Annotated in this window: 14 protein-coding genes; 3 read left to right on the top strand and 11 right to left on the bottom strand. The window is 55.3% G+C overall.

What is annotated here, in order from left to right; all coding sequences use genetic code 11:
- From rffA to trxA, 10 genes are all read right to left on the bottom strand, one after another.
- Complete coding sequence (rffA, locus tag ACTJJ1_RS23165; protein ID WP_006323011.1) at window positions 1-1,131, bottom strand: dTDP-4-amino-4,6-dideoxygalactose transaminase; 1,131 nt, start codon at window positions 1,129-1,131, stop codon at window positions 1-3.
- Window positions 1,118-1,843, bottom strand: a complete 726-nt coding sequence (gene rffC, locus ACTJJ1_RS23160) for a dTDP-4-amino-4,6-dideoxy-D-galactose acyltransferase (protein WP_409443834.1) — start codon at window positions 1,841-1,843, stop codon at window positions 1,118-1,120. The genes rffA and rffC overlap by 14 nt, the downstream gene beginning before the upstream one ends.
- Complete coding sequence (gene rfbA / locus ACTJJ1_RS23155; RefSeq protein ID WP_013811038.1) at window positions 1,821-2,702, bottom strand: glucose-1-phosphate thymidylyltransferase RfbA; 882 nt, start codon at window positions 2,700-2,702, stop codon at window positions 1,821-1,823. The genes rffC and rfbA overlap by 23 nt, the downstream gene beginning before the upstream one ends.
- Window positions 2,703-2,751: 49 nt before the next feature.
- The gene (rffG, locus tag ACTJJ1_RS23150; protein ID WP_004950882.1) at window positions 2,752-3,825 is read right to left on the bottom strand and encodes a dTDP-glucose 4,6-dehydratase; all 1,074 of its coding nucleotides are present in this window, start codon (window positions 3,823-3,825) and stop codon (window positions 2,752-2,754) included.
- On the bottom strand, window positions 3,816-5,078 hold the full coding sequence (gene wecC, locus ACTJJ1_RS23145) for a UDP-N-acetyl-D-mannosamine dehydrogenase (RefSeq protein WP_004950881.1): 1,263 nt from the start codon (window positions 5,076-5,078) through the stop codon (window positions 3,816-3,818). Before wecC ends, rffG begins: the two co-directional genes overlap by 10 nt.
- Window positions 5,075-6,205, bottom strand: a complete 1,131-nt coding sequence (gene wecB / locus ACTJJ1_RS23140; RefSeq protein ID WP_041415811.1) for a non-hydrolyzing UDP-N-acetylglucosamine 2-epimerase — start codon at window positions 6,203-6,205, stop codon at window positions 5,075-5,077. Before wecB ends, wecC begins: the two co-directional genes overlap by 4 nt.
- Window positions 6,206-6,289: 84 nt before the next feature.
- The gene (wzzE, locus tag ACTJJ1_RS23135) at window positions 6,290-7,342 is read right to left on the bottom strand and encodes an ECA polysaccharide chain length modulation protein (protein ID WP_004950878.1); all 1,053 of its coding nucleotides are present in this window, start codon (window positions 7,340-7,342) and stop codon (window positions 6,290-6,292) included.
- A gap of 20 nt (window positions 7,343-7,362) precedes the next feature.
- Window positions 7,363-8,460 (bottom strand): UDP-N-acetylglucosamine--undecaprenyl-phosphate N-acetylglucosaminephosphotransferase, encoded by a 1,098-nt coding sequence (wecA, locus tag ACTJJ1_RS23130; RefSeq protein WP_086012850.1) that lies wholly within the window; start codon window positions 8,458-8,460, stop codon window positions 7,363-7,365.
- A gap of 313 nt (window positions 8,461-8,773) precedes the next feature.
- Window positions 8,774-10,033: a transcription termination factor Rho gene (gene rho / locus ACTJJ1_RS23125; RefSeq protein ID WP_004950874.1), complete on the bottom strand. Its 1,260-nt coding sequence runs from the start codon at window positions 10,031-10,033 to the stop codon at window positions 8,774-8,776.
- A gap of 455 nt (window positions 10,034-10,488) precedes the next feature.
- On the bottom strand, window positions 10,489-10,815 hold the full coding sequence (gene trxA / locus ACTJJ1_RS23120; protein ID WP_208904529.1) for a thioredoxin TrxA: 327 nt from the start codon (window positions 10,813-10,815) through the stop codon (window positions 10,489-10,491).
- A gap of 131 nt (window positions 10,816-10,946) precedes the next feature.
- Between trxA and rhlB the strand changes: the two genes are divergently transcribed.
- Together rhlB and ppx are read left to right on the top strand one after the other, a co-directional pair.
- Window positions 10,947-12,236, top strand: coding sequence for an ATP-dependent RNA helicase RhlB (gene rhlB / locus ACTJJ1_RS23115; protein WP_004950870.1), 1,290 nt, complete (start codon window positions 10,947-10,949; stop codon window positions 12,234-12,236).
- A 5-nt stretch (window positions 12,237-12,241) separates the two neighbouring features.
- Entirely contained in the window at window positions 12,242-13,738 is a 1,497-nt protein-coding gene (gene ppx / locus ACTJJ1_RS23110; protein ID WP_006322996.1) for an exopolyphosphatase, read from the top strand.
- A 30-nt stretch (window positions 13,739-13,768) separates the two neighbouring features.
- On the opposite strand, the gene rep is transcribed toward ppx, so the two are convergent.
- The gene (rep, locus tag ACTJJ1_RS23105; RefSeq protein ID WP_020438282.1) at window positions 13,769-15,793 is read right to left on the bottom strand and encodes a DNA helicase Rep; all 2,025 of its coding nucleotides are present in this window, start codon (window positions 15,791-15,793) and stop codon (window positions 13,769-13,771) included.
- A 108-nt stretch (window positions 15,794-15,901) separates the two neighbouring features.
- On the opposite strand from rep, the gene ppiC reads away from it, so the two are divergent.
- Window positions 15,902-16,183, top strand: coding sequence for a peptidylprolyl isomerase PpiC (gene ppiC / locus ACTJJ1_RS23100; protein ID WP_004950862.1), 282 nt, complete (start codon window positions 15,902-15,904; stop codon window positions 16,181-16,183).
- The last annotated feature ends 19 nt before the right edge of the window (window positions 16,184-16,202 follow it).

The following is a 16,202-nucleotide window of genomic DNA, read 5'->3' as shown; positions in this document are numbered from 1 at the left end:
TCAGGCGAAGAAACTAAGAATGGTATTGATCACCGTACGCTGATTAACGTCAGACATATTATAGAACAGAGGCAAGCGCACCAGACGCGCGCTTTCCTGGCTGGTGAAGCGGTCTTCACCGGCAAAGCGGCCGAAACGATCGCCCGCCGGGCAGTCATGCAGCGGAATGTAATGGAACACCGCCATGATTTCGGCTTCTTTCAGATAATCGATAAACGCCGTGCGATCTTCAATATCACGCAGTTTGATATAGAACATGTGCGCATTCTGCACGCAGCCCGCCGGAATGGTCGGCAAGACGATGCGGCCGGCCTTGGCCAGCGGCAGGAAGCTATCGTAATACTTCTGCCATAGCGCCAGGCGGCGCTGGTTGATGCGATCGGCCGCCTCGAGCTGGCCCCACAGGTAAGCGGCCTGCAGATCTGACATCAGATAGCTGGAGCCGATATCGCGCCAGGTGTACTTGTCGACCTGCCCACGGAAGAACTGGCTACGGTTGGTGCCTTTCTCGCGAATGACTTCCGCCCGGTCGATCAGCGCCGGATCGTTAATCAGCGTGGCGCCACCCTCACCGCCTGCGGTGTAGTTTTTGGTTTCGTGGAAGCTGAAACAACCAATATGGCCGATGGTGCCGAGCGCTTTGCCCTTATAAGTAGCCATCACACCCTGTGCGGCATCTTCGACCACGTACAAATTGTATTTTTTCGCCAGCGCCATGATGGTGTCCATCTCGCAGGCTACGCCGGCGTAATGAACCGGCACAATGGCGCGGGTCTTATCGGTGATCGCCGCTTCGATTTTGCTCTCATCGATATTCATGGTGTCCGGGCGCAGGTCGACAAATACCACTTTAGCGCCGCGCAGCACGAAGGCGTTGGCGGTCGAAACAAAGGTGAAGCTCGGCATGATCACTTCATCGCCCGGCTGAATATCCAGCAGGATCGCCGCCATCTCCAGCGAGGCGGTACAGGACGGTGTCAGCAATACCTTCGGGCAGCCAAAACGCTGTTCCATCCACTGCTGGCAACGCCGGGTAAACCCGCCATCGCCACACAGTTTGCCACTGCCCATTGCAGCCTGCATATACTCAAGTTCGGTGCCAACAACCGGTGGTGCGTTAAATGGGATCATGTTTTCCTCTGTATAACCAATACGAGGTGCTTTCGATAGCGGCACCCTGTCGTTGATAGAGCCGTAACGCGGCGATATTACCGAACTGAGTCGCGACCCGCAGACGCTGTTGCGACCGGCACTCTGCCATTGCCGCGGCCATCAATCGGGAGCCAATCCCTTTACCGGTGGCGCCGGGGAAAGCCGCCAGCAGGCCGATTCGCGCCTCCTGGCCACCGATATCACGCAGACTGACAAACCCTTCAGGCTGTCCGGCTTCGTCCAGCGCCAGCAAGCACTGGTGGTCAAAAGTCCCCAATACCGCTTTTTCTATCCACATGGCATAGAAACGGCCACTGTCATGAACGCTATACCAGGGCGCACGAAAACGGCTGGCGGTAAACACCTTGGCCGCCGCGGCACGCAGCGCCGGAATATCGGCTGGCACTGCCGGACGAATGGCCTGTGGCAGCACTCTCTGGGATGAAGCACATCCCGTGCCGATGTTCAGTACCAGATCGACTTCACCTTCAACCAGTTGGAAACCCAACCTGGTCAATCCGTCCGCCCAGGCCGTTTGATGGGCAGGAATTTTGGCCTGCACCAGCTCATAGGCGGCCAGATCGGCCTCGGCAAGTACCGGGGCAGCAGAGGAAAAGTTGAGTTTCGCGCTGTTGAGCGCGAAAAACTCGGTTTCCCAGGCTAAGGGCTCAATAGTGGCGTGGACGCGCATGCAGCAGATCCAGCAAATACTTGCCGTAACCGGTTTTGGACAGTGAGTTGGCTGCGCGCTTCAGGCCTTTGTCGTCCAGCCAGCCATTACGCCAGGCAATCTCTTCCAGACAGGCAATTTTAAAGCCCTGGCGTTTTTCCACCGTCTGCACAAAACTGCTGGCTTCCAGCAAGCTGTCGTGGGTGCCGGTATCCAGCCAGGCGAAACCGCGGCCCAGCAGCTCGACGGTCAGTTCGCCGCGCTCCAGATACATCTGATTAATGCTGGTGATTTCCAGTTCGCCGCGTTCGGAAGGTTTCACCTGTTTGGCGAACTCCACCACTTGCTTGTCATAGAAGTACAGGCCGGTTACCGCCCAGTCGGACTTAGGTTTTTTCGGTTTTTCTTCGATCGACAGCGCGCGGAAGTTTTCGTCAAACTCCACCACGCCGAAGCGCTCGGGATCCATCACCTGATAGCCGAATACCGTTGCACCTTCGGTACGCGTCGCCACGGTCTTTAATTTAGGGCTGAAAGATTGACCGAAGAAAATGTTATCACCCAGCACCAGGCAGCAAGAGTCGCCGTTGATGAACTCTTCACCAATCAGGAACGCCTGAGCCAGGCCTTCCGGTTTCGGCTGCGCGGCATAGCTGAGATTCACGCCAAACTGATCGCCGTTCCCCAGCAATCGCTGGAATGAAGGCAGATCTTCCGGGGTGGAAATGATCAGAATGTCGCGGATACCCGCCAGCATCAGCACTGACATCGGGTAGTAAATCATCGGCTTGTCGTAAATAGGCAACAGCTGTTTGGATACGCCGCGGGTAATAGGATGCAAACGGGTACCGGAACCACCGGCCAAAATAATGCCTTTCATACTTACTCCAGAATCTACAGGCTGCCTCTCGGGCAGCGCTGCAATAAATTTAGTCGGATAAACCTAAACGCTCACCCGTATAGGAACCGTCCTGAACACGACGCCACCAGGTTTCGTTGTTCAGATACCAGGAAACCGTTTTGCGGATACCGCTTTCAAAGGTCTCCTGCGGGCGCCAACCCAGTTCCCGGTCAATCTTTCCGGCATCTATCGCATAACGCATATCATGGCCTGGGCGATCCTTGACGTAAGTAATCAGGTCGCGGTATTTCTCAATGCCCTGCGGCTTGTTCGGTGCCAGTTCTTCCAGCAAATCGCAGATGGTGTGCACCACCTCGATATTCTTGCGCTCGTTGTGGCCGCCGATATTGTAGGTTTCACCTACCACGCCTTCGGTAACAACCTGGTACAACGCGCGCGCGTGGTCTTCAACATACAGCCAGTCACGCACCTGCGCACCGTCGCCGTACACCGGCAATGGCTTGCCGGCAACGGCATTGAGGATCACCAGCGGGATCAGCTTCTCCGGGAAGTGATACGGACCGTAGTTATTGGAACAGTTGGTGACGATGGTCGGCAGGCCGTAGGTGCGCAACCAGGCGCGCACCAGATGATCGCTGGAGGCTTTAGAAGCCGAATATGGGCTGCTTGGCGAGTAAGGCGTGGTTTCAGTGAACAGATCGTCCGTACCGTGCAGGTCGCCATACACTTCGTCGGTGGAAATGTGGTGGAAACGGAAATTCTGCTTTCTCTCCGCATCCAGCGGATGCCAATAATGGCGAGCCGCCTCCAGCATGGTGTAGGTCCCCACCACGTTGGTTTCAATAAATGCCGCCGGGCCGTCGATCGAACGGTCAACATGGCTTTCCGCCGCCAGGTGCATGATCACATCCGGCTGATACTGGGCAAACACCCGATCCAACGCCGTGCGATCGCAGATATCCACCTGTTCAAACGAGTAGCGTTCGTTATCGGCAATCACCGAAAGCGACTCCAGATTGCCCGCATAAGTGAGTTTATCCACCACCATGACGCTGTCCTGTGTGGCTTCAATGATATGTCTCACGACCGCGGAGCCAATAAAACCAGCGCCTCCAGTGACTAAAATACGCTTCAACGCCATACTCCTCTTGTATCAACAACCCACGTTTGTTTTATTTCTTCCGGCTTAATTGCCTTGAACTCTTTGTGATCGACCAGCATTACGATCACATCCGCCTGCTGCAAGGCATCGGCCAACGCTTTCAGCGTCACATGGCCAGCCAGGGATTTCGGCAGATGATCAACATTGGGCTCCACCACCAGCGTTTCGCCTACGTGCCAGTCTGCAATCAGATGCGCCACTTCCACCGCCGGGCTTTCGCGCAAGTCGTCGATATTCGGCTTGAAGGACAGACCGAAACAGGCAATTTTCACTTCTGAAGCGCGCTTGTCGCTGGCCGCCAGGCAGTCGGCAACGGCGGCTTTCACACGATCAACCACCCACAGCGGTTTCCCGTCATTCACCAGACGCGCGGTATGGATCAGGCGCGCCTGCTGCGGATTTTGCGACACGATAAACCACGGATCGACCGCAATGCAGTGACCACCGACGCCCGGACCCGGCTGCAGGATATTCACCCGCGGATGGCGATTCGCCAGGCGGATGAGTTCCCAGACGTTGATGCCCTGTTCGGCGCAAATCAGCGACAGCTCATTCGCAAAGGCGATATTCACGTCGCGGAAGCTGTTTTCGGTCAGTTTGCACATCTCGGCGGTGCGTGAATTGGTCACCACGCATTCGCCTTCAAGGAAAATCTTGTACAGCTCGCTGGCGCGATCGGAGCATTTTGGCGTCATGCCGCCAATAACGCGATCGTTTTGAATCAGCTCAACCATCACCTGCCCCGGCAGCACACGCTCCGGGCAATAAGCGATATTGACATCGGCGGCTTCACCCACCTGCTGCGGGAAGCTGAGATCGCTGCGCGCCTCGGCCAGCCACTGCGCCATCTGTTCGGTCGCCCCTACCGGCGAGGTGGATTCCAGGATAACCAGGTCACCCTTTTTCAGTACCGGCGCCAGTGATTTGGCGGCGGCCTCGACATAAGCCAGGTCTGGCTCATGATCGCCTTTAAACGGCGTCGGTACCGCAATCAGAAAAGCATCCGCGGCCAAAGGTTTGGTCACCGCTTGCAGGTAACCGCCGTCGACGGCCTCTTTAACCACTTTATCCAGATCGGGCTCAACGATATGAATCGCACCGCGGTTAATGGTGTCTACCGCATGCTGGTTAACATCTACGCCCACCACTTTTTTCTTGCGAGAGGCAAACGCCGCCGCCGTTGGCAGACCGATATACCCCAGGCCGATAACCGAAATAGTGTTAAAACTCATAGTGTCACCTGATGATTCTTCAAAGCTGCGAGAATACGCTGGCAGGCATGCCCGTCACCGTAAGGGTTATGCGCCCGACTCATGGCGTGATATTCCTTTTCGTCCGTCAACAGCCGGGTAACCGCATCAACAATTTTAGCCACGTTGGTACCGACCAGGCGGACCGTGCCCGCATCCACCGCTTCCGGCCGTTCGGTAGTGTCACGCATGACCAGCACAGGTTTGCCCAACGACGGCGCCTCTTCCTGGATACCGCCGGAGTCGGTCAGGATCATATAAGCGTTAGCCATCAAATACACAAAGGGCAAGTAATCCTGCGGATCGATCAGGATGATGTTATCGATCCCTTTCAGAATGCGGTTGACCGGCTCGCTGACGTTCGGGTTGAGATGCACCGGGTACACCACCTGTACGTCAGGATGGGTGCGGGCAATTTCCGCCAGCGCGCTGCAAATCCGCTCAAACCCGCCGCCGAAGCTTTCGCGGCGGTGGCCGGTCACCAGGATCAATTTTTTGCTGGCATCCAGGAACGGGTAGCGCTGCGCCAGGCTGTCATGCAATGCGGCATCGCCCATTACCCGATCGCGCACCCAGAACAGCGCGTCGATAACCGTGTTGCCGGTAACGAAAATATGATCGTCCGGCAACAGTTCGCGCAGCAGGTTCTGGCGTGAATTTTCCGTCGGTGCAAAATGATACATCGCCAGATGGCCGGTCAGCTTGCGGTTGGCCTCTTCCGGCCACGGCGAGTACAGATCGCCGGTGCGCAAACCCGCCTCCACGTGTCCGACCGGGATACGCTGATAAAAAGCCGCCAGGCTGGTCGCCAGTGTGGTGGTTGTGTCACCGTGAACCAGCACTACATCCGGTTTGAATTCTTCCAGAACACCTTTCAGGCCTTCCAAAATACGGCAGGTAATCTCACTCAGTCCCTGGCCGGGCTTCATGATATTCAGATCGTAATCCGGCACGATTTCAAATAACCGCAATACTTGATCCAACATCTCACGATGCTGTGCCGTTACGCAGACTCTTGATTCAAAGGCTTCATCCTGAGCCAGGGCATGTACCAGCGGTGCCATTTTGATGGCTTCAGGTCTGGTGCCGAAAACAGTCAACACTTTCACAGCGAATCTCTTTTGGTCGGTTAACCGCAGGCATACCTGCGAATTGGGCGCTCGCACGCCCATAAGCGAATTATTATATTATTTTTAATTACGCGGGCGGCGCACCAGGGCAATACCTGCGCCAACCAAAGCGCCCATCGCGCCCCACATGATCAACCAGAATACCCGCCGCGGGCTGTCACGTTTTACCGGTTCTTCCGGGGTCCGCAAATAGCGGTAAGTCTGAAATTTCTCATCCAGCGTCGGGCCAACATTCAATGTCGACAGCATCGCACGATTTTGATCGTAATCCAGATCGTAAGTTGGCCCTGAAGCCTGCAGCCCTTCCAGACGCGCCTGCAGCATAGGTTTCCCCAGCAGGAACAGATCGGAATCCGGCAATTGTTCGGCCGGCGTATCGGTTTGAGTCCGGCTGATGCCCTGCGTATCGGCAATTTTCAGCGCCTGCTCAATAGTGTTCAGCTCGCGCTTGTAAACCGCGTCCGCCACCGCCTCCTGACGCTTCACCTGCGCCTTCATCGAAGTCGTGCGGGCAGCCCATGCGCCCTGGATTTCTTCATTCAGGTGCTGGGCTGCGCGATGGCTGGCGAATGCCACGTACTGGCGCAACAGGTGATTGGCGTCCGCCGCAGTTTCCGCCGTCAGCTTCACGCCGTCGTTGGGCACTTTTTTGTCATCGCGCGGCGTGAACTGAACGTTGTTAATCAGTTCATCGAGCAATGCCGCATCGGCGCGCGCATCACCTTCCTGACGCTGTTTGTAATAATCGCTCTGCAGCCAGAAATCGCGACGCGTATCGTACGCCGCCAACTGCATAATGAATTCATTATAGGCTTCGTCAGCAATGCCCGGCTGCTCAGCCGAAACCGCCGGCAGAGTGCGCACATCCAGATTACGCAGGAATTGTTGCTGGGAATAATAGCCGCCCAGCGCATTCACCGTTGGCCGATCGGTAATCGCCGCGGCGCTCCATTCCTGTTTCACCAGGTAGGAGACGACCAGCGCAACCACCGCGAACAATGCCGCAGTGCCGATAATCCATTGCTTGCCGCGCCACAGGGTACGACACAGGCCACGGATATCGAGTTCGTTATCCACTGCCGGGATATTCTTGTCAGACGTTGTTTCTGGATTCATCACTGCCCAAAAGCCTCTGGTTAAGATACTTGCTTATTGTCGGTCGAACGCCGTAAGCGGCGCTTGATACGCTTAATGTAACGTGCAACACGCCAGGCGCGTTTGATGCAATAACCGTACAAGAAGAAGGCAAGCAAGAATAATGCCAACATTACCCACTCAGGAACAAAAGTAAGACGCTCGCCAAGCACGCCGATTGCCGCCAGCAGCGCTGCCGCCAGGGTAATCAGTACGAAAGCCTGCCGCGGCGTAAAACCTGCGCGCATAATCAAATGGTGAATGTGTTGACGATCGGGGGAGAAGGGGCTCATCCCCTTGCGTAAGCGACGGTACATGATCGCAATCATGTCCATCAGCGGAATAGCGATAATCCACAGGGCGGTAACCGGATTGATGGAGTGGACTTTACCCTGCGAACTTTGCAGCAACAACCAGATGGCGGTGAAGCCGATCAGCGTGCTGCCTGCATCCCCCATAAAGACCTTATACCGGCGGCCAAGAATGCCGAGGTTAAGCAGGATATAGGGAACGATGGTGGCAATCATCGCGAAGCACCAGAAAGCCAAATCGGCGTGGCCGCTCAGGTACAGCAAAACACCCAGCGCGCCGAAAGAAACGCACGAAAGCCCACCCAGCAGACCGTCAATGCCGTCCACCATGTTAAAGGCATTGATCGCCGCCCAAACGGCAAATAGCGTGACCAAATAGCCGAAGGGCCCCAACTGCATTTCCCAGTCGCCCAGCACATGGCCGAAACTGCGCAGATAGAGCCCGGCGAAGGCCATCATCGCAATGCCAACCAATGCCTGAACCAACGCGCGAATTTTCACGCTGATATCGAAACGATCGTCGAGAGCACCAACGAACACCAATATACCCGCACAGGTGAGGTAAAGTTTACCGTGCGCAATCGTTTGGTCAGAGATAAGGAAGGCAAAGCACAGGCCGGCATAAACGGAAATACCGCCGACAAGAGGAATTAACCCCTGATGACGTTTACGGTAATTAGGTTTATCAACCAGGCCAATACGTTTTGCTGCTTTACGGGCAACAAAGAGAAACGCCAAAGAAAACAGGAAAACAAATAGAATTTCAGTACTCATAGTGAGTAAGTTCACAGTTAACAGATCTCTGTAGAAGATAAGGCAGCTTAACACGGGCGACAGGTTGCGCCATGGGATCCCGCTACCTTTCAGTCATTTCCTATGACAACAGCCATTCATTCTTACGCCAATGTGTGTGTGCCCGCCGTTTCGACAGCAACAAAGCGCGAACGGCAAAACGCCGACCGCAAATAAGATGAATTCTCAGTAAGTCACAAAAAACTTACATTTCCATTTCTGTTACTTATCGTATCCGCCAAATGCAAAAAACGCCACGACTAGGCGTGGCGTTCTCTGAATTTTTTACTCAATTATGAGCGCATCGTCATTATGAGCGCTTCATCATATCGAAGAATTCATCGTTGGTCTTGGTCATGGCCAACTTGTTAATGAGGAACTCCATCGCATCAATCTCGCCCATCGGGTGAATGATTTTACGCAGGATCCACATTTTTTGCAGTTCTTCAGACGTGGTGAGTAACTCTTCTTTACGGGTACCGGAGCGGTTGTAGTCGATCGCAGGGAATACGCGCTTCTCGGCGATTTTACGCGCCAGATGCAATTCCATGTTGCCGGTACCTTTGAACTCTTCGTAGATAACCTCGTCCATTTTGGAACCGGTATCTACCAGCGCGGTAGCGATGATGGTCAGGCTACCGCCCTCCTCAACGTTACGTGCCGCACCGAAGAAACGCTTAGGACGATGCAGGGCGTTGGCATCCACACCACCGGTCAGCACTTTGCCGGAAGCCGGTACCACGGTGTTGTAGGCACGCGCCAAACGGGTGATGGAGTCAAGAAGGATGATGACGTCTTTCTTGTGCTCAACCAGGCGCTTGGCCTTTTCGATCACCATTTCCGCAACCTGGACGTGACGGGAAGCCGGCTCGTCAAAGGTAGAGGCGATGACTTCACCCTTCACCAGACGCTGCATCTCGGTCACTTCTTCCGGACGCTCGTCGATCAGCAGCACCATCAGCACGCAGTCTGGATGGTTGTAAGCGATGCTTTGCGCAATGTTCTGCAGCAGCATGGTTTTACCGGCTTTCGGTGGAGCAACAATCAGACCACGCTGACCACGGCCAATCGGAGAAGCCAGGTCCAGCACGCGGGCTGTCAGGTCTTCGGTTGAACCGTTGCCGCGTTCCATCCGCAGACGGGAGTTGGCATGCAGTGGGGTTAAGTTCTCGAACAGGATCTTGCTGCGGGCGTTTTCCGGTTTGTCGTAGTTGACTTCGTTGACTTTCAACAGGGCAAAATAGCGCTCGCCTTCTTTTGGCGGACGAATCTTACCGGAAACGGAGTCACCTGTACGGAGGTTGAAACGGCGGATTTGGCTAGGGGATACGTAGATGTCGTCGGGGCCTGCAAGGTAGGAACTGTCTCCAGAGCGGAGGAAACCAAATCCATCCTGCAATATCTCCAACACGCCATCGCCGAAGATATCTTCTCCACTTTTCGCATGCTGCTTAAGGATGGAGAAGATAATGTCCTGCTTGCGCATACGGGCAAGGTTTTCCAGCCCCATATTTTCGCCGAGAGTAATCAGCTCAGAAACCGGCGTATTCTTTAATTCGGTAAGATTCATAGTGGTGGGTTCTTAAACTCGGGGTGTGTCTCGAACTTCTATCGTGAATGGTATGGCAGCGTGATACGTGCCTGTTTACTGGACGTTCGACCACCGGGCGCTAGCTGTCAAGGTAAGAAATGGCTTACAGGAGACGCGCGCATTGACGGCTTAAGATCGAAGGTACCTTAAAATTGATTTTGCAAAACCGTTTGATTGCTAAAACACGGGTTGAGTTCATTTTACTTTCAACACCAGCGGTTCAGCACAGAGTATAGCTTTAGATTCAAACTCTTTAGATTTAAAACTTCGGGCAAGTTCTATATGCAGTGTGGCTAAACTTAACACGCTTATTGGCAGGCGTCTAGCGGTGAATTTAAATCCCCGCCAGACGCCTGAATATCCCCATTGTCCCTGAAGCGACAGCGTTGTTGGCTGTAGCTTTAAACCCATAGGATATAGGACGTTACGCCCGATTACAGATTCGCGTTAAGGAAATCTTTGAGCTGACCTTTAGACAGTGCGCCCACCTTGGTCGCTGCCACTTCACCGTTTTTGAACAACAACAGCGTCGGGATACCGCGGATACCGTACTTCGGTGCGGTTGCCGGGTTTTGGTCGATATTCAGCTTGGTGATGGTCAACTTGCCTTCGAACTCAACGGCAATTTCATCCAGAATCGGAGCAATCATCTTGCACGGTCCACACCATTCAGCCCAGAAATCGACCAGGATTGGCCCTTCAGCTTTTAGCACGTCGGTGTCGAAGCTGCTGTCAGTCAGGTGAATAATTTTATCGCTCATGTTCTACTCCACAGGATTATGTCTACCTTGTTGGTGTAGCATTAACCAACCCAAGGTGATTTTATTTCACCGCGTTTATTTCAACGGATGTGCTTTCGTAAAGCAATAGTTAGCTGATATTCTACCACACTATGAGCAAAACACACTTGACCGAACAGAAGTTTTCCGACTTCGCCCTGCACCCGTTAGTCCTTGAAGCCCTTGAAAAAAAAGGGTTTCACCATTGCACGCCTATCCAGGCGTTAGCATTGCCGCTCACGCTCTCCGGGCGTGACGTTGCAGGTCAGGCGCAAACCGGTACCGGAAAGACGCTGGCATTTTTAGCGTCTACTTTTCACTATTTGCTTTCTAACCCGGCGAAACAGGATCGCCAGACCAACCAGCCGCGTGCCTTGATCATGGCCCCAACGCGTGAACTGGCGGTGCAGATCCACTCCGATGCGGAAGCCCTGTCCCAGTCCACCGGCCTGAAACTTGGCCTGGCTTACGGCGGCGACGGCTACGACAAACAGCTGAAAGTGCTGGAAAGCGGCGTGGATATCCTGGTGGGTACTACCGGTCGTTTAATCGATTACGCCAAACAGAACTACATCGATCTGGGCGCTATCCAGGTCGTAGTGCTGGATGAAGCCGATCGCATGTACGATCTGGGCTTCATCAAAGACATTCGCTGGCTGTTCCGCCGCATGCCTGCGGTCGATCAACGCCTGAACATGCTGTTCTCTGCCACCCTGTCCTATCGCGTCCGCGAACTGGCTTTCGAGCAGATGAACAACGCTGAATATGTTGAAGTGGAACCGGAACAGAAAACCGGCCACCGCATTCAAGAAGAATTGTTCTACCCGTCCAACGAAGAAAAAATGCGCCTGCTGCAGACGCTGATCGAAGAAGAGTGGCCGGACCGCTGCATCATCTTCGCCAACACCAAGCATCGCTGTGAAGACGTCTGGGGCCATTTGGCGGCCGACGGGCACCGCGTAGGCCTGCTGACCGGCGATGTGGCGCAGAAAAAACGCCTGCGTATCCTGGAAGACTTCACCAAGGGCAACCTCGATATTCTGGTCGCCACCGACGTCGCCGCCCGCGGCCTGCACATCCCGTTGGTTACGCACGTATTCAACTACGATCTGCCTGACGACTGCGAAGACTATGTTCACCGCATCGGTCGTACCGGCCGTGCCGGCGAAAGCGGCCATTCCATCAGCCTGGCCTGCGAAGAATACGCGCTCAACCTGCCGGCGATCGAAACCTATACCGGCCACAGCATTCCGGTGAGCAAATACAACAGCGACGCGTTGCTGACTGACTTGCCTGCGCCGAAACGTCTTGCGCGTCCACGCGGCGGCAACGGCCCACGCCGTAATTCCGCACCGCGCCGCGGTGGCAGCGCGCCACGCAATAACCGTAAACGTCCAGGCTGATAACCATGCTCAGTTCCAGCACGCTCTATGCCGCTATCGACCTCGGCTCCAACAGCTTCCACATGCTGGTGGTACGGGAAGTGGCCGGCAGCATTCAGACCCTGGCGCGCATCAAGCGTAAAGTGCGTCTGGCGGCCGGGCTGGATCAGAACAATCACCTGTCGCATGACGCCATGCAGCGCGGTTGGCAATGCCTGAAGCTGTTCTCCGAACGCTTGCAGGACATCCCTCGCGCCCAGATCCGTGTGGTTGCCACGGCCACGCTGCGTCTGGCGTCAAATGCCGATGAATTCCTGCAGACCGCCGAGCAAATTCTCGGTTGCCCGATCCAGGTGATCAGCGGTGAGGAAGAAGCGCGCCTGATTTATCATGGCGTTGCCCATACCACCGGCGGGCCGGACCAGCGTTTGGTTGTCGATATCGGCGGTGGCAGTACCGAGTTGGTCACCGGCACCGGCGCTCAGGCCGCCCAGCTATACAGCCTGTCTATGGGCTGCGTCACCTGGCTGGAGCGTTTCTTTAGCGATCGCAATCTGGGGCTGGATAATTTCGAACGCGCCGAACAGGCCGCGCGCGAAATGGTGCGTCCGATAGCGCCGCACCTGCGTCAGCACGGCTGGCAAATCTGCGTCGGCGCTTCCGGCACCGTACAGGCGTTGCAGGAAATCATGGTGGCACAAGGCATGGATGAACGTATCACCCTGCCCAAGCTGCGCCAGTTGAAACAGCGCGCCATTCAGTGCGGCAAGCTGGAAGAGCTGGAAATCGAAGGGTTGACGCTGGAACGCGCACTGGTGTTTCCAAGTGGACTGTCGATCCTGCTGGCGATTTTCCAGGAACTGGGCATTGAAAGCATGATGCTGGCCGGCGGCGCGCTACGCGAAGGGCTGGTCTATGGCATGCTGCATCTGCCGGTTGAACAGGATATTCGCAGCCGTACCATTCGCAATCTGCAACGGCGCTATCTGCTGGATACCGAACAGGCCGAGCGCGTCAGCCAACTGGCTGCCAACTTCTCGCAGCAGGTGAGCAATGAGTGGCAGTTGGACGCACGATGTCGCGAGTTATTGCACAGCGCCTGTCTGATCCACGAAATCGGCCTCAGCGTTGATTTCAAGCAGGCGCCGCAACACGCCGCCTACCTGATCCGTCATCTGGATTTACCCGGTTTCACACCGGCACAAAAAAAGCTGTTGGCTACGTTGCTGCAAAACCAGAGCAACCCTATCGATCTGCCGCTGCTGAGCCAGCAAAACGCCCTGCCGCCGCGTATGGCGCAACGTTTATGCCGCATTTTGCGGCTGGCCATCATCTTTGCCAGCCGACGCCGCGACGACACGCTGCCTGCGGTGCGCCTGCGCGCCAATAACGATGACGAGCTGACGGTGATCCTGCCGTCAGGCTGGCTGGAACAGCACCCGCTGCGTGCAGAGGCGCTGGATCAGGAAAGCCACTGGCAAAGCTATGTGCACTGGCCGCTGATGCTGGAAGAACAACGTTGATATGACAAGGGCGCCAAGCGCCCTTTCTTTTTAGCCTTCGCCTTTGGCCTTGGCCAGCTGCGCGCGAATATTGGCCAAATGGCTCTGCCCTTTTTGCATCCGCTCCTGCGGGCTGACCACCTTACGTTCGCTTTCCCACGCCAAATCATCCTGCGGCAGTTCCAGCAAGAAACGGCTCGGTTCCGGCCGTACCAGCTCGCCATATTGGCGCCGCTCACGGCACAGCGTAAAAATCAGCTCTTTTTGGGCACGGGTGATCCCCACATAGGCCAAACGCCGCTCTTCATCGACATTATCCTCATCGATGCTGCTCTGATGCGGCAATAATCCCTCCTCCATCCCCACCAGGAACACATAAGGGAACTCCAGCCCTTTAGAGGCATGCAGCGTCATCAATTGAACCTGATCCAGCTCTTCATCGCTTTCACCGCGTTCCATCATGTCCCGCAGGGTAAAGCGCGTCACCACCTGGGTCAGCGTCATTGGCTCATCCAGCTCGCTCCCTTCGAGCATTTCCGTCATCCAGCCAAACAACGTGTTGACGTTTTTCATGCGCATTTCGGCGGCTTTCGGGCTGGGTGACGTTTCAAACAGCCAGCTTTCATAATCCACACCGTGGATCAGATCGCGCACCGCGGCCACCGGCTCACGCTCCGCCAGTTGGGCGATACCGTCCAGCCAATGGGTGAAGCGTTGCAGAGACTCCAGCCCGCGGCCGGTCAAATGCTGGCTCAGGCCCAGATCGAAACTGGCGCGAAACAGGCTTTTGTTGCGCTGATTGGCCCACTCACCCAGTTTTTGCAACGTCGCCGGGCCAATTTCACGCTTTGGCGTATTGACGATACGCAGGAAAGCGCTGTCGTCATCCTGGTTGGTCAGCACGCGCAGATAGGCCAGCAGATCCTTGATTTCCGGCCGCGAGAAAAACGAGGTGCCGCCAGAAATCTTGTAAGGAATACGGTTCTGCATCAGCATTTTTTCAAACAGCCGCGACTGATGGTTACCGCGATAAAGGATCGCATAATCGCCGTAATTGGTTTTCTTCACGAAGTGGTGGGCAATCAGTTCCCCCACGACTCGCTCGGCCTCGTGATCCTCGTTATTCGCGGTCACCACTTTCAGCTCTTCACCGTAACCCAACTCGGAAAACAGCCGTTTTTCAAACACGTGCGGATTATTGGCGATCAGAATATTCGCCGCTTTCAGGATACGTTCGCTGGAGCGGTAGTTCTGCTCCAGCTTGATCACCTGCAGCGCCGGGAAGTCTTCCTTCAGCAGAACCAGATTTTGCGGCCGCGCGCCGCGCCAGGAGTAGATCGACTGGTCATCGTCCCCTACCACGGTAAAGCGCGCGCGGTTACCCACCAGCAGTTTTACCAGTTCATACTGGCTGGTATTGGTATCCTGATACTCATCCACCAACAGGTAACGAATACGGTTTTGCCAACGCTCGCGCACTTCTTCATTACGCTGCAGCAGTAAGGTCGGCAGCAGGATCAAATCGTCGAAATCCAGCACGTTACACGCCCTCATATGGGCGTGATACAGGCCATAGCAATGAGCGAACAGCTTGTCGCGCTCGGAGCGCGCCAACTCCATGGCCTTTTTGGGATCGACCAGGTCATTTTTCCAGTTGGAGATAGTGGAGATCAGCTGCGCCACCAGCGTTTTATCATTCTCCAGCCATTTTTCGGTCAGCTCTTTCAACAACGCCAGCTGATCCTGATCGTCAAACAGCGAGAAGTTGGACTTCATCTCCAGCGCAGCATATTCACGCTTGATGATTTCCAGGCCCAGCGTGTGGAAAGTGGAAATCATCAGCCCACGCGCTTCTTTGCGCCCCATGGTTTGCGCCACACGCTCTTTCATCTCACGCGCAGCCTTGTTGGTAAAGGTCACGGCGGCGATATGCCGCGCCTGATACCCACAGTTGTGGATCAGGTGAGCGATTTTATTGGTGATGACGCGCGTCTTGCCGGAACCTGCACCGGCCAGCACCAGGCAAGGCCCGGTAACGAATTCGACGGCTTGTTGTTGGCTGGGGTTTAATCGCATGGCGCTTTATTGCTCGACTTTATCACGTGGAAGGGGATTGTAGCAGAAAGCGCCGATGAGATTTAACGGGTATACTCGGCACAATTTCTGTATCGATAAGGCAATACCATGGCAAAGACGGCGTGCGCCCTGCACATTCTGGTAGATAACGAAAAACTGGCCAACGATCTGCTGGCCAAGCTTAAGCGCGGCGTCAGCTTCGACACGCTGGCGCGCAAATATTCAAGCTGCCCGTCAAAGCGCAACGGCGGCGCCTTGGGCGAATTCAACAAGGGCACCATGGTGGCGGCCTTTGATAAAGCGGTGTTCAGCATCCCGCTGCTGAAACCTTATGGTCCGGTGAAAACCCAGTTCGGCTACCACATCATCAAGGTGCTGTACCGCAACTGAGGGGGCTGACCGCCCCCTC

Origin of the sequence: Serratia sp. 22264, assembly GCF_052045345.1 — a bacterium.
Taxonomy (GTDB): Bacteria; Pseudomonadota; Gammaproteobacteria; order Enterobacterales; family Enterobacteriaceae; genus Serratia; species Serratia plymuthica.
This window is presented reverse-complemented; position numbering and strand designations above follow the sequence as displayed.

What these genes read in the sequence shown, in the direction of transcription:
- rffC (WP_409443834.1), bottom strand. Translation starts at nt 1,843, where the DNA reads ATGCGCGTCCACGCCACTATTGAGCCCTTAGCCTGGGAAACCGAGTTT.
- wzzE (WP_004950878.1), bottom strand. Translation starts at nt 7,342, where the DNA reads ATGAATCCAGAAACAACGTCTGACAAGAATATCCCGGCAGTGGATAAC.
- wecC (WP_004950881.1), bottom strand. Translation starts at nt 5,078, where the DNA reads ATGAGTTTTAACACTATTTCGGTTATCGGCCTGGGGTATATCGGTCTG.
- trxA (WP_208904529.1), bottom strand. Translation starts at nt 10,815, where the DNA reads ATGAGCGATAAAATTATTCACCTGACTGACAGCAGCTTCGACACCGAC.
- rffG (WP_004950882.1), bottom strand. Translation starts at nt 3,825, where the DNA reads ATGGCGTTGAAGCGTATTTTAGTCACTGGAGGCGCTGGTTTTATTGGC.
- rfbA (WP_013811038.1), bottom strand. Translation starts at nt 2,702, where the DNA reads ATGAAAGGCATTATTTTGGCCGGTGGTTCCGGTACCCGTTTGCATCCT.
- rhlB (WP_004950870.1), top strand. Translation starts at nt 10,947, where the DNA reads ATGAGCAAAACACACTTGACCGAACAGAAGTTTTCCGACTTCGCCCTG.
- rho (WP_004950874.1), bottom strand. Translation starts at nt 10,033, where the DNA reads ATGAATCTTACCGAATTAAAGAATACGCCGGTTTCTGAGCTGATTACT.
- ppiC (WP_004950862.1), top strand. Translation starts at nt 15,902, where the DNA reads ATGGCAAAGACGGCGTGCGCCCTGCACATTCTGGTAGATAACGAAAAA.
- rffA (WP_006323011.1), bottom strand. Translation starts at nt 1,131, where the DNA reads ATGATCCCATTTAACGCACCACCGGTTGTTGGCACCGAACTTGAGTAT.
- ppx (WP_006322996.1), top strand. Translation starts at nt 12,242, where the DNA reads ATGCTCAGTTCCAGCACGCTCTATGCCGCTATCGACCTCGGCTCCAAC.
- rep (WP_020438282.1), bottom strand. Translation starts at nt 15,793, where the DNA reads ATGCGATTAAACCCCAGCCAACAACAAGCCGTCGAATTCGTTACCGGG.